General features: G+C 39.7%; 17 protein-coding genes and 1 riboswitch. Of the genes, 3 read left to right on the forward strand and 14 right to left on the reverse strand.

Translation table 11 applies throughout. From position 1 onward, the window contains the following. Nucleotides 1–126: 126 nt before the first annotated feature. From RWZ99_RS03765 to RWZ99_RS03775, 3 genes are all read right to left on the reverse strand, one after another. Nucleotides 127–780, reverse strand: a complete 654-nt coding sequence (locus RWZ99_RS03765) for a phosphatase PAP2 family protein (protein ID WP_314676533.1) — start codon at nt 778–780, stop codon at nt 127–129. 24 nt (nt 781–804) lie between these two features. Then, the gene (locus RWZ99_RS03770; protein ID WP_314676535.1) at nt 805–1,362 is read right to left on the reverse strand and encodes an ECF transporter S component; all 558 of its coding nucleotides are present in this window, start codon (nt 1,360–1,362) and stop codon (nt 805–807) included. 60 nt (nt 1,363–1,422) lie between these two features. Next, a riboswitch (FMN riboswitch) is annotated at nt 1,423–1,673 on the reverse strand. Between the two features lie 106 nt (nt 1,674–1,779). Further along, entirely contained in the window at nt 1,780–2,289 is a 510-nt protein-coding gene (locus tag RWZ99_RS03775) for a tRNA (cytidine(34)-2'-O)-methyltransferase (RefSeq protein WP_314676537.1), read from the reverse strand. Nucleotides 2,290–2,576: 287 nt separating this feature from the next. Between RWZ99_RS03775 and trkA the strand changes: the two genes are divergently transcribed. Beyond that, nucleotides 2,577–3,926 carry a Trk system potassium transporter TrkA gene (gene trkA, locus RWZ99_RS03780; RefSeq protein WP_314676538.1) on the forward strand — a complete coding sequence of 450 codons (1,350 nt, stop codon included), beginning with the start codon at nt 2,577–2,579 and terminating at the stop codon, nt 3,924–3,926. Between the two features lie 6 nt (nt 3,927–3,932). Further along, nucleotides 3,933–5,372 carry a TrkH family potassium uptake protein gene (locus RWZ99_RS03785; protein WP_314676539.1) on the forward strand — a complete coding sequence of 480 codons (1,440 nt, stop codon included), beginning with the start codon at nt 3,933–3,935 and terminating at the stop codon, nt 5,370–5,372. 22 nt (nt 5,373–5,394) lie between these two features. On the opposite strand, the gene yidD is transcribed toward RWZ99_RS03785, so the two are convergent. From yidD to RWZ99_RS03835, 10 genes are all read right to left on the reverse strand, one after another. Beyond that, nucleotides 5,395–5,643 (reverse strand): membrane protein insertion efficiency factor YidD, encoded by a 249-nt coding sequence (gene yidD / locus RWZ99_RS03790; protein WP_314676595.1) that lies wholly within the window; start codon nt 5,641–5,643, stop codon nt 5,395–5,397. Further along, the gene (locus RWZ99_RS03795; RefSeq protein WP_314676540.1) at nt 5,643–6,368 is read right to left on the reverse strand and encodes a pseudouridine synthase; all 726 of its coding nucleotides are present in this window, start codon (nt 6,366–6,368) and stop codon (nt 5,643–5,645) included. The genes yidD and RWZ99_RS03795 overlap by 1 nt, the downstream gene beginning before the upstream one ends. Before the next feature lie 91 nt (nt 6,369–6,459). Further along, the gene (gene scpB / locus RWZ99_RS03800) at nt 6,460–7,041 is read right to left on the reverse strand and encodes an SMC-Scp complex subunit ScpB (RefSeq protein WP_314676541.1); all 582 of its coding nucleotides are present in this window, start codon (nt 7,039–7,041) and stop codon (nt 6,460–6,462) included. Continuing rightward, nucleotides 7,034–7,747, reverse strand: a complete 714-nt coding sequence (locus RWZ99_RS03805; RefSeq protein ID WP_314676542.1) for a segregation/condensation protein A — start codon at nt 7,745–7,747, stop codon at nt 7,034–7,036. The genes scpB and RWZ99_RS03805 overlap by 8 nt, the downstream gene beginning before the upstream one ends. Continuing rightward, nucleotides 7,747–8,508 (reverse strand): site-specific tyrosine recombinase XerD, encoded by a 762-nt coding sequence (xerD, locus tag RWZ99_RS03810; RefSeq protein ID WP_314676544.1) that lies wholly within the window; start codon nt 8,506–8,508, stop codon nt 7,747–7,749. Before xerD ends, RWZ99_RS03805 begins: the two co-directional genes overlap by 1 nt. Further along, nucleotides 8,462–8,944 carry a cyclic-di-AMP-binding protein CbpB gene (gene cbpB, locus RWZ99_RS03815; RefSeq protein ID WP_314676546.1) on the reverse strand — a complete coding sequence of 161 codons (483 nt, stop codon included), beginning with the start codon at nt 8,942–8,944 and terminating at the stop codon, nt 8,462–8,464. The genes xerD and cbpB overlap by 47 nt, the downstream gene beginning before the upstream one ends. Further along, nucleotides 8,941–9,462 carry a metallophosphoesterase gene (locus RWZ99_RS03820; RefSeq protein WP_314676548.1) on the reverse strand — a complete coding sequence of 174 codons (522 nt, stop codon included), beginning with the start codon at nt 9,460–9,462 and terminating at the stop codon, nt 8,941–8,943. The genes cbpB and RWZ99_RS03820 overlap by 4 nt, the downstream gene beginning before the upstream one ends. After that, a complete protein-coding gene (locus RWZ99_RS03825; RefSeq protein WP_314676550.1) occupies nt 9,444–10,418 on the reverse strand; it encodes a nucleoside-triphosphate diphosphatase in 975 nt (324 codons plus the stop codon). The genes RWZ99_RS03820 and RWZ99_RS03825 overlap by 19 nt, the downstream gene beginning before the upstream one ends. Further along, complete coding sequence (racE, locus tag RWZ99_RS03830; protein WP_314676551.1) at nt 10,411–11,226, reverse strand: glutamate racemase; 816 nt, start codon at nt 11,224–11,226, stop codon at nt 10,411–10,413. The genes RWZ99_RS03825 and racE overlap by 8 nt, the downstream gene beginning before the upstream one ends. Before the next feature lie 64 nt (nt 11,227–11,290). After that, nucleotides 11,291–11,542, reverse strand: a complete 252-nt coding sequence (locus RWZ99_RS03835) for a YneF family protein (protein ID WP_314676552.1) — start codon at nt 11,540–11,542, stop codon at nt 11,291–11,293. 241 nt (nt 11,543–11,783) lie between these two features. Here RWZ99_RS03835 and RWZ99_RS03840 point away from each other — a divergent pair, with 241 nt between their 5' ends. Next, the gene (locus RWZ99_RS03840; RefSeq protein ID WP_314676553.1) at nt 11,784–12,326 is read left to right on the forward strand and encodes a TetR/AcrR family transcriptional regulator; all 543 of its coding nucleotides are present in this window, start codon (nt 11,784–11,786) and stop codon (nt 12,324–12,326) included. A 32-nt stretch (nt 12,327–12,358) separates the two neighbouring features. Here the strand turns inward: RWZ99_RS03840 and RWZ99_RS03845 are convergent, their stop codons facing one another. Beyond that, complete coding sequence (locus tag RWZ99_RS03845) at nt 12,359–13,612, reverse strand: diaminopimelate decarboxylase (protein WP_314676554.1); 1,254 nt, start codon at nt 13,610–13,612, stop codon at nt 12,359–12,361. Nucleotides 13,613–13,678: the final 66 nt, after the last annotated feature.

Raw genomic sequence — 13,678 nt, forward strand, 5'->3', positions numbered from 1 at the left:
CATACCAAGTTTTTCTGAGTTACTTGAAAAGTCTAACTTAATTTGACAATTTAGGAATAAAAAATAACAAAGGAACAAATACTAAAAAACTCCTACCTTACAAGGTAGGAGTCAATGTCAACGTGACTATTTCTGTTTACTTTGGAATCGCCACTCAAAGCGTTTCTGATTATAAAATGGATACATAATCTGCAAAAGCGTGATAGCCAGTAACCAACCACCGACAATATCTGTCGGATAGTGGACACCAATATAGATACGAGATATAGCCACCAAAATAGCTATCAGAATCAGACTAGCTTGTAAAATAAGTCTTGCCATGCTCTTCTTCATTCGCTGCTGAACAATAATAACAACTGCGCCCGCAATCATCATCGTTGATGCGGTATGCCAGCTAGGAAAGGAATATCCGATGGTATCAATCAACCATTCAATACTAGGACGCGGGCGTTGGTAGACATATTTCAGGGCTGTAGATGCCACTCCCATCGCCGCAAAACTAGCAAGTAAGAAATAGGCTTCCATCTTCCATTTTTTATAGTAATAAAAAACAGCAGCTAGAATCAAGGTAATGGCTAAAATAATGACCGTATTTCCTAAAACAGTAATGGAAGTCCAAAATTGCGTTGCTCCACTTGGTAAGTTTCCACGAATGACTGACTGGATAGTAGAGTCAAAACCAGCTAGGGTACTAGGATAAAATTTTACTATATAGCCCAATATCACAAAGGCTAAAGCAAAAAAAGATGCGTTTCGTAAATAGATTTGTTTATTCTTCATACAATATAGTTTACCTTGTAAAGGTTAAACTTTCTTTAAAATAGGTTGGGCTGCCTTGTAACAGATATAAAATATTGCTGAAAGTACTATCCCTTGTAAAAGATTAAAAGGAAGTACCATCATCAAAAGATAGTTAGTCAAACCCAAGATTTCTTTAATATCAAAATTTGCAAAGGCTGCATAGACAGGCACTGCATACACATAGTTTAAAATTAACATCACTACTGTAGAACCAATTGTCGCAACAGTTGCCGTTTTTAAATAATTTTTTATCGTCTGATCATTTTTCCAGAAATAAGCTACTGCTAAAATGAAGACTGACATAGCTGCAACATTCATTGGTAAGCCAATAATTGTCGATGGCCCCTGATTATTTAAAATCAGCTTGAGAAAAGTTCGTACCAAAAGGATGGCAAAGCTAGACTTCATATCTAAAATCAGCAGACCAAATAAAATTGGTACGAGAGAAAAATCCACTTCCAAGAAACTTGCCGTCGGAATCAGCGGAAATTTCAAATACATGAGCAGAAAGGATACTGCCGAGAGGATGGCGATAATCGTCATCTTGCGTGTGTTTGTCATAAAGGTTCCTCCAATTTTTGAAAATTGAAGAAGCATAGAAGAGCAGGCAAAAAGCCTCCACTTCGTCTTCTCCCATCCAGACTTTACTGTCGGTTGTGGAATTGCACCACATCAGCTTTCGCTCGCAGACTGTCACGTTTCGCCTATATCGTTTAAAACGCTTGTTTTTCTTGAAGACTGTTTTCTGAATCTAGGCATCGCAGTCATAGCTTGTACTCGAGGTACAGCAAGACAAGATAACGACGAGTCAGGAAACAGTAGCCAGAAAAACCACTGCCGGTCGGGAATTTCACCCTGCCCTGAAGACCTTTTAAGGATAACATAAAAAAACCTTGGTGACAAGGTTTTTAGTTTATGGATTTCTAATCTGTTGATAATCAATAACTATAAGTATTCTTTTAAGACAAAATGAAGTATCTATTTTAATTTATCATGCTGGTAACGGTGACTCAGCTCCAACCCCTCAAACTGTTGCTGGCGAAGAGCTTCATAGACAATCATGCAAACCGTATTTGAAACATTAAGACTACGGACATGTTCATCATTCATAGGAATACGAATAGCTTTTTCAGGATGCTCACGCATAAATTCCTCAGGTAGACCTGTATCCTCACGACCAAACATAAAATAGTGATCCTCACCATCAGCATAGACCTCTTCTGAATAAGTCATATCCGCAAACTTCGTTACTAGATGCAAACGACCAGCATGATTTTTAGACATAAAATCAGCCAAATTGTCATAATAAGTGATGTCAAGCTTATCCCAATAGTCCAGCCCTGCTCGCTTCATCTTCTTGTCATCAATTGGAAATCCCATAGGTCGAATGATATGGAGGGGACTATTGGTTGCTGCGCAGGTACGCGCGATATTTCCAGTGTTTTGTGGAATACGGGGTTCAAACAAGACAATATGATTACGTGACATCTGACTTCTCCTAGACATAAAAAATACCATGTCACCCGGAGTCAAGCTCAGCAGACGACATGGTTGTAGACATTCATTAGCTTAAATCATGACAGGTTAGATTTAAAATAACGAATCGTTGAATATATTTTAGCACTTTGGCTGTAAAAGTCAACACTATTAGCAGAAAAAATTAATATTTTTGCCTTCGTCACCTTTTTTACAGGAATAACCTATAAAGCTAGCTGAAAAGGATGATTTTTCGGCCAAAATAGAGTATCATAGTAGTGATTATTTGGAGGTAACTCATGCGTATTATTGTCGTAGGTGCTGGTAAAGTCGGTACAGCTCTCTGTCGTTCTCTTGTTGATGAGAAGCACGACGTTATTTTAATTGAAGAAAAGGAAGAGGTCCTCAAACGCCTCAGTAAACGCTACGATGTTATGGGCTTTGCTGGAAACGGGGCAAATTTCAAGATTTTGGAACAAGCCGAGGTTAACAACTGCGATGTCTTTATCGCTATGACTGATAAAGATGAAGTAAACATGATATCAGCAGTTCTGGCAAAACAAATGGGAGCCAAAGAAACTATCGTTCGAGTACGTAACCCAGAATATTCTAATGCTTATTTCAAAGACAAAAACTTCCTTGGATTCTCATTAGTAGTTAACCCTGAACTTTTAACAGCTCGCTACATTGCCAATACAGTTGAATTTCCAAACGCCCTATCAGTTGAAACTTTTGCTAATGGGCGCGTTATTCTTATGGCATTTAAGGTCACTGAAACGAGCCAATTGTCTGGTATGACAATGGAACAATTTCGTAAGAAATTCGGTAACATCTTGGTTTGTACGATTGATCGTCAAGGTGACCTCATCATTCCAGACGGGAATGCTACCATGCAAGTTGGGGATAAGATTTATGTAACTGGTAAACGTGTTGATATGGCACTTTTCCATAGTTATATCAAACCCAAAAGCATCAAAAAACTTTTGTTGATTGGTGCTGGACGCATCTCCTACTACTTACTAAATATCTTGAAAAACAACCGTATTAAGGTCAAATTGATTGAACAGAAAATGGACCGTGCGCAAACCTTTAGTCAAGTATTCCCTGAAGTTTCCGTTATCTTAGGTGATGGTACTGCTAAAGACCTTCTTCTTGAAGAGAGTGCAGCTAGTTATGATGCTGTTGCTACTCTAACTGGAGTAGATGAGGAAAATATCATCACCTCTATGTTCCTTGAAAGTCTTGGTATCCACAAAAATATTACCAAGGTCAACCGTACCAGCCTTTTAGAGATTGTCGATACACGTGAGACAACAACAATTGTCACTCCTAAGAGTATTGCTGTTGATACCGTTATGCACTTTGTTCGTGGTCGCTATAACGCCAAAGATTCTAGTCTTGACGCACTTCACCACGTAGCTAACGGTCGCATTGAGACCTTGCAATTCCAAATTAAGGAAAACAACAAAATCGCTGGGAAGAAACTTTCTGAACTTAAATTCGCTCATGGTGTCCTTATTGCTGCCATCATCCGTAATGGAAAAGCTATCTTCCCAAGTGGAGAAGATACATTGGCAATTGGTGATAAAATCGTGGTCGTTACTCTCTTGCAAAACGTGACCCACATTTACGACTTGTTGAAGAGGTAAGCTGCCATGAATCGATCTATTGTCCGTTTTCTCGTTTCTAAACTGCTCCTCATTGAAGCTGGACTCCTGGTTGTACCACTCATCGTGGCTCTTATTTATCAAGAAGATGCCAGGGTATTTGCCAGCATTTTGGGGACTATGGCTATTCTTCTTTTTATCGGAGTGCTTGGTACTTTCTTTAAACCTAAGAACTACCACATTTACACAAAAGAAGGGATGCTTATTGTAGCCCTCTGTTGGGTACTCTGGTCCTTCTTTGGGGGATTGCCATTTGTTTTTGCTGGGCAAATCCCAAGTGTTATCGATGCCTTCTTCGAGATGAGTTCAGGTTTTACAACCACGGGGGCTACTATTCTCACAGATACTGGGGTCTTGACCCATTCTCTCCTCTTCTGGCGAAGCTTCGCCCACCTAATTGGAGGGATGGGGGTACTGGTCTTTGCACTAGCCATCATGAACAACAGTAAAAATGGTCACCATGAGGTTATGCGTGCAGAGGTGCCTGGTCCAGTCTTTGGTAAGGTCGTTGCCAAGCTCAAAAATACAGCTCAAATTCTTTACATCATCTATTTGACCATGTTTGTTATTTTTGCTGTTATTCTCTGGCTTTGTGGTATGCCGCTCTTTGATAGTATTGTCATTGCGATGGGAGGGGCTGGTACAGGTGGTTTCGCAGTCTACAATGACTCTATCGCTCACTATCATAGTGACTTAATTACCTATGTGGTTACAGTTGGTACCCTTCTCTTTGGGGTTAACTTCAACCTTTATTTCTATATTTTGCTTCGCAAAGTCAAATCCTTCTTCCAAGATGAAGAGTTACGTACTTATTTTGCGATTGTTGCAATCTCAACAGGTTTAATCGTCCTCAATATTTTTAGTATTTACCACAACTTGGCTGATTCGTTTAAATATTCATTCTTTGAAGTGTCAACCATCATCACTACCACTGGTTTTGGTCTAACAGATATTACCAAATGGCCACTATTTTCTCAGTATATCCTACTTCTCCTGATGTTTATCGGGGGGTCAGCGGGTTCTACAGCTGGTGGTTTCAAGGTTATCCGTGCAATGATTATTGCTAAAATTGCTCGTAATCAGACCCTGGCAAGTCTTTATCCTAACAGAATACTTTCCCTTCACATTAATGGAAGTGTTCTTGATAAAGAAACACAACACAGTGTTCTTAAATACTTAGCTGTATATGTATTTATTATGCTAGGTTTAGTAGCCCTTCTGTCATTGGATAATCAAAGCCTTTTGGTCGTGACAAGTGCTGCTGCTTCAACCTTCAACAATATTGGACCATTACTAGGAACAAGTGATAGCTTTGCTATTTTTAGCCCTTTATCTAAGCTCATCATGGGATTTGCTATGATTGCTGGACGCTTGGAAATTTATCCTTTATTGCTCCTATTCCTACCAAAAACATGGTCAAAAATTTAAGCATAAAAAAGCTCCTTTGGATTCAATTATCCAAGGGAGTTTTATTACGTTTTAGGCTAAAATAATCTGGTACTGGATCATCACCAGTCTCAGACAGGGGATGACATCTTAAGATACGGGCGATTCCCATAAGAACTCCCTTTAAACCATGTTTTTCTATTGCTTGAATCATATAGACTGAGCAAGTTGGACGAAAACGACAAGACGGTGGAAATAGGGGAGAAATCCATCTCTGATAAGCCTTTACTAAGGCAATCAGAAACCTCTTCATCATTTAACCTTGTTAACAGCAACGTTATGAAGCTGACTGATTTCTTTTTTGTTGAGACGGCGTGACTCCCCCGGACGTAGTCCTGTCAAATCTAGGGTACCAAAACGGGTACGTGACAACTTATCAACAAGCAAACCTACTGATTCAAACATTTTCTTAACCTGATGGTTACGCCCTTCATGAATCGTCAACTCGACGACTGATCGGTTCTTTTCATGATCCACCTTGATAATATTGTAACGGGCCGGCTGGGTTTTTTTACCATCAAGTACCACACCACGAGTCAAAGGACGAAGATTTTCCTTGGTCGCAATACCTTTAACACGCGCCAAATAAACCTTATCAATCTCATTACGTGGGTGAATCATTTTATCGGTAAAGTCGCCATCATTGGTTAAAATAAGAAGGCCAGTCGTATCCCAATCAAGACGACCAACAGGATAGATACGTTCCTTAACGTGGGGCATTAGGTCAATAACCGTCTTACGATTTTTCTCATCAGATACTGAAGAAATAACCCCACGTGGCTTATTAAGAAGGTAGTATACCTTTTCTTCATTATAAATTGGGCTTCCATTTACCTCGACAATGTCGCCATTTTTGACAATTGTTGCCAATTCCGTAACGGTCTTACCATTTAAAGTCACACGGCCTTCTTTAATCAATTCCTCAGCCTTACGACGACTAGCCACACCAGCATGGGCAATATATTTATTAATTCGCATTCTTTTTCTACAGCTTCAGCTGTATCCTTTCTACCTAGCATCTCTGCTATGTTTCTTTATTTTTAATGATTCGTTTCAACAAAGTTTACTCTTAATTATCCAAGTCCTCAAGCTCTTCTGGAGCATCTTCCCTAAATAGACTCGTTTCTTGCTCTTCAAGTTCAAGTTGATCAATGGCCACAAGTTCATCTAAACTGTTAATTCCCATATAATCTAAGAAATAATCAGTTGTCGCATATAGGTTGGGACGACCCACAGCATCCTTCTTACCAGCTTCTCTAATGAGATCGAAAGTCTGAAGCTTGGCAATAGCGCCGCTGGAATTGACACCTCGAATGTCATCAACCTCAGCGCGAGTAATGGGCTGTTTATAAGCAACTATAGAAAGTACCTCGAGACTCGCTCGGGATAGACTTTGGTTGATTGGCGTTTTGGAATAGTCACGCAGAAGACTTGCAAAATCAGGCTTAGTCACGAGCTTATAGGTGTTTGATGATTCCAATAAACAAAGAGCTGTGTCCTCATCTGCCTCATACTTGGCTTGCAATTTTTCCAAGGACTGAGTTAGTCCCGTCACTGGCATTTCCAAGAGCTGTGCCATAGTCCTTAGACTAAGACCATCTTCACCAGCCACAAAAAGTAGGGCCTCTAATCGTGCTAAGTGACTACTCATTCGTCCATTCCTTTCTTAGAGTGATTGTTCCAAAAATTGTTTCTTGCTGTACCGAAATTCGATGTACCTTAATCAATTCAAGAGTTGCTAAAAAGAGTGTAATCACTTGATTCATATCCTTAGCGTCTGCAAAAAGCTCATCTAAAAGCAATTCATTTTTCGCACTAAAGGCTTCCTCAATGACTAACATCATGTCTTCAATCTTATAATCATCACGTGCAATAGTCGTGTGGCTTCGACGAATTTCTTCTTGCTTTTCAGCCATAATTTTTGAAAAAGCCAAGAAAATATCTTGAATCGTCTTATCCTGATTCAGCGTCACATCTTCATAAACTAACTCTACTTTTGGTTTTGAAAAATACTGAGCTCGCACTTCATGCTGCTTAGCCAACTCTTGACTAGCTGCTTTGAAGCGTGCATATTCTTCCAGTTGACTCAAGAGCTCTAGTTCTGGATCATCCGCTTCAGGCTCAGCCTCTACAACTGTCGGCAATAATTTTCGACTCTTAATCAGCATGAGCTGGCTAGCCATAAGCATATATTCCCCAGCAACCTCTAGCTTCATGGCCTGCAAGGTCGCCAAATAAGCCAAGTATTGCTCGATGACCTCAACAATGGGAACATCGTAAATGTCTACCTCATACTTAGAAACCAGATGGAGCAACAAATCCAGTGGCCCCTCAAAATCTTTTAACTTAATATCCATTAGGTTTTATAGTATTTCTCCAAGGTCACTGGACTTTTTAGCCCAAGTAAACGAGCAAGTTCAAAGGCGCCCGTTCCCTTTTCAATCTGTCTAAGAATAAATTGCTGGCGCAAGACTTGGGCAGTTACCCCCGATAAGCCGCATCCACCAACATAAGACTGAATTTGCTTATACAGCCACTGACGGGTAAAAGCCTTACTCAAAATCAATCCCTGACTATTGTCATTTCTAATCTCAAATAAGAGCTGTTTCAAAGCTCCATCCAGTCTGAGAACACGTTTAGTACTTCCCTTAGCCACGGTTACAACACCAAAATCTAAGTCGATATCTTCCCATTTCAGCTCCAAGATTTCTGAAGGTAAGAGTCCTAACTCTAGAATAAACAGACAAGCCAGTTTACCGGACCCTTCTTGTCCCTCATAGAGCGACGACAAATCTAAGCTTTCTAACTCTTCTTCCTGTGAAGGGAGTGGTGCAGTCTCTGACAGTTTAAAAAACTCCTCTAATTCACCCTTCTGATAAAGGTAAAGCAGAAACTGATTAACCGCCGAGCGCTTACGTTTTTGCACAGAAGGCTTCCACTCCTTGAGTTGGTTTTCATAAAGCTTGAGACTGGTTTGATCTATTGGTCCTGAAAGAGAGGTTACAAACTGCTTAAGATCATAAGCATAAGCTTGTTTCGAGCTATCAGAAATGGTCTTCCTAGCTAGAAAATCAGTAATCTGAGTTATCAGTTGTTTTTGGAATGATGATATAGTCATGTGTAAAGTCATGTAAGAGGCTATTAACTGCCTTGAGAATTGATTTTCGCGTAATAATCCCTTTAAAAATACCTTGGCTGTCAACTACTGCAAGGAAAGGATTATCAACCAGCTTATGCATCACCTCATTCAGATCAGCATCATCTTTCACTGTTGCCACAACATCTGATGTCATCGGTCTGATATCGCGATTAACCATCTCCCACTCTTGCAAGTTATGTTCATCTTGGTAACGCTTGATATCCGCCAAAGATACCGTCCCAAGATAATGCTTGTCCTTAGTCAAAACGGGAACACGTGAATAACCATTGCTTGTCAAAAGCAAAACCACATGATCAGCGTTATGGCTATCAATAAAAATAGTAACTTGGTCTGATGGAATCAAATAGTTATCTAAATGAGCCAACAAAAAATCTTCAAATTCTTTAGCAATCATCGTTCAAATTCCTGTGTAAGTTCTGAATAAAGTTCATGATCACGTGTGTAATATTCCACACAAATCTTTGCATCGTTTATAATCACCTTAGCATAGAGTTTCTCATGGATAGGGCCACGTGGCTGTGAAACAGAACCTGGGTTGATATACACTGTCTTACCATTTCGCCAAGCTGCTGCCGCATGTAAATGCCCATATAGACAGATATCAGCATCCTCTTGTTGCGCCCAAAGATCTAACTTGTCCCAGGTGAAATTAATCCCAAAGAGATGACCGTGCGTTTGCGCAATAATCACATCACCAAGTTTCACAACCAAACGTTCTGGATAACCTGAATCATAGTCACAGTTACCACGAACCACATGGATACCTTCCCAAACAGGATCGCTTGATTCTAACTCAGAATCTCCATTATGGAAAATGGCATCTACCTTCCCTTGATAACGTTTTTTTATGTCTACTACAATATCACGATCTCCATGGGAGTCGCTCATTACGATTATTGTTTGTTCTGCCATGCTGGGAATACCTCCATAAGCTTCTTAACAGCTTGTCCACGATGAGATTGTTCATTCTTCTCCTCTGCAGAAAGCTCTGCTGCTGTCCTACCCGTATTGCCAACTAAGAAAAGGGGATCATAACCAAAGCCATTATCACCTTTAGGTTCTCGGCCAATATAGCCTTTCCAGTCTGCATCAACAACCAAACTATCGCGTCCAGGTGCTGCAACAACTAAGGTTGTATGGAACTGGGCAGAGCGTTTGCTATCATCAAGTACCATGGCAAGTTCATGCAGTAACTTAGCATTATTTTCAGCATCGGTAGCTTCTGGACCCGCAAAACGAGCAGACCACACACCTGGCAAACCTCCAAGAACATCTACCTGCAAGCCTGAATCATCTGAAAGAACCATCTTACCTGTTAATTCCGAAATAGTTTCCGCCTTCAAGCGTGCATTTTCTTCAAAGGTCATACCAGTTTCAGCAACCTCAGGAAGATCTGGATAATCATTAAGATTTTCTACCTTAATACCAAGCTTTCCAAATAGTTTTCGAAACTCCTTAGTTTTTCCTTCATTGCGTGTCGCAATCAACAAAACATCACCAAAGTCTGATTTATTGTCAGAACCAAAGAAATCCTCCAAGGTGATACCTTCTCTAGGTACGTGGACATAGAGAAGCTTATCCCCTTCACTTACAAGCAAGGCCCCTTGATGTTGCGTAACAACCAAGTCTCGACCAAGCTCCTCTTTCAAACAATCCAAGATAAAAGATATTAGGCGAAGGTCCGAAGAGTGTTTAACAACGTGTAACTGAAAGCCACTAACAGCCAAGGCATTAGTCAAGCCTTGAAAAAAGTCAACATATTGTTCATAGGCCTCATCACCACCAAAACATGTCAAGTGATTATAGCTTCCAAAACTAGCCAAGTACCAGTCTTGATTATCCTTATATTCAAAAATTGATTTAGTCATTTTCTAACTCCTTGTCCAAATCTACATGTTGGACAGTAACTTCCTCACCCAGCCACTGTTCAGCAATTTCTTTAAAACCAAGTACACTAGCTGTGGTGTAGTATTCTTCCGTCTTGTCTTCGACCTCACGACTACGATTAATCTCAAAGTAATTGAGCAAGACAGAGACATCACGAACAGTTTCAGCTCCGCTATCAATCAACTTGACACTTGGCCCCATAACATTCTGAATAATCGAGCGTAAAAGTGGGTAATGGGTGCAACCCAAAACCAAGGTATCTACCCTATCAACTAAAGGAGCCATACTTTCATAGACAATCTTTTTAGCCACACTGGAATTAATTTCATTGGATTCAACAATTGGGGCAAAACGGGGACAAGACAAACTCAAGACATTCATTTGTGGTGCCAGACGCTTAATTTTTTGCTCATAGATATTAGACGCAATTGTCATAGGAGTACCAATGACACCAATATGGCCAGACTGACTAGACTTAATGGCAGCACTAGAACCAGGCAAAACCACACCTAGTACTGGAATATCCAAAGCCTCTTTAATTTCCTCCCAAACCACTGCTGTCGCCGTATTACAAGCAATAACAATCATCTTTACATCTTTGGTCAGAAGAAACTTAACCAACTGCCAGGTATATTCTCTGATTTGTCCTGCTGGTCTAGGGCCATATGGAGCCCTAGCAGAATCACCAATATAAACAATAGACTCGTGAGGCAACTGACGTTTAAGCTCACGTACTACCGTCAGGCCTCCGACACCAGAATCCAAAAATCCTATAGGTCGATTATCCATCTTGCCTCCTTATCCCCTTACATTATATGTAAAAAGCTGAGATTCACGTCCCAGCTCCCCACCATTATTTTTTCTTTTTCTTGCTATCTGCAAGTGCTTGTTTTTGTTGTTTGATAATCTGATTATATGTTTGACGCACTTTGGCTTCATTAGGCTTTTGGCCTGCTGCAGACATCATTGTACGAACAGCGTCCACATTCAAACGAGGATTTTCAGCTAATTCTTTCTCAATTTGTTTGCGGGCAAAATATGCGCCTCCATAAAAGCCACCCAAGAGGGCTACAAAAACAAGAATAATCCAAAGGACGGTGTTCATAAATTTAATTCTCCTATAACGTTGATTTACCTTATATTATAGCAAAAATGGGCCTTACTGACAAATGAGACGTTAGTTTCTTAACGAGTCCTCAAAAAAAATTATTTCTCTAAAATACTGATAAAATGAGACTTTCAGTTTCTTTTATTTACAACTGTAAAAGACTTGTAAGATTTCTAGAAAAAAAATAGGTTATTATATAAGTTGTGAAATTATTATGTTTATATAAAGGGAGTTATTTATGCTAAAGGAAGCAACTATTTCCGAACGAAAAATTGTCAATGCATTTATTGAACTCTTAGAAGAGAGTTCACTCGAACAAATCAGCATCACAGACATCATCAAGAAGGCAAATCTCAGCAGACCAACTTTCTACTACTACTATTCAAATAAAGAGGACTTGGTTGAAACCACCTTCTCTAAAATTTTAGATAAAATTTCAAGTATTCTGCAAGAGGACATGACCTATCAAGAAGGTGTTCTAACTGAGATGCTACGATATCTTAAGGAAAATCATAAGCTCTGTCTCACATTAATGACACACATTCCAAATATCAATGGATTAATTCGTGAGTTCATTATCGAGACCATCCTTAACTCTGATATCGAAAATGTCACAGAACTTATGGAAAGTAGCTATCATATTCCAGCCAAGTATTCTTTGGAAGTTTACGTTAGTACCATTGTTACCATTTTGACACTCTGGCTCAAAGAAGGCTGTATTGAATCTCCAGAAGAGATGGCCAATATAATTCTTGAAGCGGTTATCATTAAAGTAAAATAAGCTAGACCTCCTGGGCCTAGCCTATTTTTTTATTAAATTTCAAAATCAAAACCGTCCAGTGTCGCAAAATAATCATTCATAGTCTCTGCACGACGAATCATTCGTGCTGTTCCATCTTCTTGATAGAGGATCTCTGCAGAACGAAGACGACCATTATAGTTGTAACCCATTGAAAAACCATGGGCACCTGTATCATGGATAACCAAGGTATCTCCAATACGAGCCTCAGGCAATTCACGGTTCTTAGCAAACTTATCATTGTTTTCACAAAGCGAACCTGTGACATCAACCACTTGAATATCACCATTTGGATTAGTCATATTAGTAATATGATGGTAGGCATCATACATTGCTGGACGAAGCAAGTTAACTGCAGAAGCATCAACACCAACATAACGTCGATAAGTATCCTTAATATGGAGAACCTTAGTAACAACGAGTCCGTGTGGCGCTGTCATGAAACGACCAAGTTCAGTGTAAATACTGATGTGCCCAAGATCATTTGGAACAAGGATTTCATCAAATTTAGCATGAACACCTTCACCGATAGCAGCAATATCGTTTTGCTTGTTCGCTGGCGTGTAGTCTACTCCAACACCACCTGATAAGTTGATAAAGTCAAGGTTGACACCAAGCTCATTCTTAATTTCTACAGCCAATTCAAACAGTTGAGCAGCCAAGGTTGGATAGTACTCATTCGTTACTGTATTTGACGCCAAGAAGGCATGCAGACCGAATGATTTCACCCCTTTTTCTTTAAGGTAGGCATAACCTTTGAAAAGTTGCTCCTTAGTCATCCCAAATTTAGATTCTTCTGGATGATCCATAATATCTGTACCAAGTGAGAAGACACCACCTGGGTTAAAGCGTAAAGAAAGGGTTTCAGGAAGCCCTGCAACCTCCTCCAAGAAGAAGATATCTTCGTAAGCATCAAGGTTAATTGTCGCATTAATATCACGCGCGTAAACAAATTCTTCTGCACGTGTATCATTAGACGTAAAACTAATGGCAGAGCTATCAAAGCCAATTTTGTTACTCATGACAAGCTCTGTATCAGTCGCACAATCTACACCGCAGCCTTCTTCCTTCAAGATTTTGAGGATTGCTGGATTAGGTGTTGCCTTTACAGCAAAGAATTCTTTAAAACCTGGATTCCATGAAAAGGCTGCATTAACTGCACGCGCTGTTTCACGAATACCTTTTTCATCGTAAAGGTGGAAAGGTGTTGGAAATTCTGCAGTGATTTGATTGAGTTTGTCAGCCGTAATAAAGGGTGTTTTTGTCATTTTATTCTCCATATTTTTACAATAGTAATCTTATTATAGCATAAGAAAAGGCTTGAAACCCAAATT

The organism is uncultured Streptococcus sp. (genome assembly GCF_963545685.1).
In the GTDB taxonomy this organism is placed as follows: domain Bacteria; phylum Bacillota; class Bacilli; order Lactobacillales; family Streptococcaceae; genus Streptococcus.

Coding starts and splice junctions, on each gene's coding strand:
- RWZ99_RS03765 (WP_314676533.1), bottom strand. CDS start 780: ATGAAGAATAAACAAATCTATTTACGAAACGCATCTTTTTTTGCTTTA.
- RWZ99_RS03770 (WP_314676535.1), bottom strand. CDS start 1,362: ATGACAAACACACGCAAGATGACGATTATCGCCATCCTCTCGGCAGTA.
- RWZ99_RS03775 (WP_314676537.1), bottom strand. CDS start 2,289: ATGTCACGTAATCATATTGTCTTGTTTGAACCCCGTATTCCACAAAAC.
- trkA (WP_314676538.1), top strand. CDS start 2,577: ATGCGTATTATTGTCGTAGGTGCTGGTAAAGTCGGTACAGCTCTCTGT.
- RWZ99_RS03785 (WP_314676539.1), top strand. CDS start 3,933: ATGAATCGATCTATTGTCCGTTTTCTCGTTTCTAAACTGCTCCTCATT.
- yidD (WP_314676595.1), bottom strand. CDS start 5,643: ATGAAGAGGTTTCTGATTGCCTTAGTAAAGGCTTATCAGAGATGGATT.
- RWZ99_RS03795 (WP_314676540.1), bottom strand. CDS start 6,368: ATGCGAATTAATAAATATATTGCCCATGCTGGTGTGGCTAGTCGTCGT.
- scpB (WP_314676541.1), bottom strand. CDS start 7,041: ATGAGTAGTCACTTAGCACGATTAGAGGCCCTACTTTTTGTGGCTGGT.
- RWZ99_RS03805 (WP_314676542.1), bottom strand. CDS start 7,747: ATGGATATTAAGTTAAAAGATTTTGAGGGGCCACTGGATTTGTTGCTC.
- xerD (WP_314676544.1), bottom strand. CDS start 8,508: ATGACTATATCATCATTCCAAAAACAACTGATAACTCAGATTACTGAT.
- cbpB (WP_314676546.1), bottom strand. CDS start 8,944: ATGATTGCTAAAGAATTTGAAGATTTTTTGTTGGCTCATTTAGATAAC.
- RWZ99_RS03820 (WP_314676548.1), bottom strand. CDS start 9,462: ATGGCAGAACAAACAATAATCGTAATGAGCGACTCCCATGGAGATCGT.
- RWZ99_RS03825 (WP_314676550.1), bottom strand. CDS start 10,418: ATGACTAAATCAATTTTTGAATATAAGGATAATCAAGACTGGTACTTG.
- racE (WP_314676551.1), bottom strand. CDS start 11,226: ATGGATAATCGACCTATAGGATTTTTGGATTCTGGTGTCGGAGGCCTG.
- RWZ99_RS03835 (WP_314676552.1), bottom strand. CDS start 11,542: ATGAACACCGTCCTTTGGATTATTCTTGTTTTTGTAGCCCTCTTGGGT.
- RWZ99_RS03840 (WP_314676553.1), top strand. CDS start 11,784: ATGCTAAAGGAAGCAACTATTTCCGAACGAAAAATTGTCAATGCATTT.
- RWZ99_RS03845 (WP_314676554.1), bottom strand. CDS start 13,612: ATGACAAAAACACCCTTTATTACGGCTGACAAACTCAATCAAATCACT.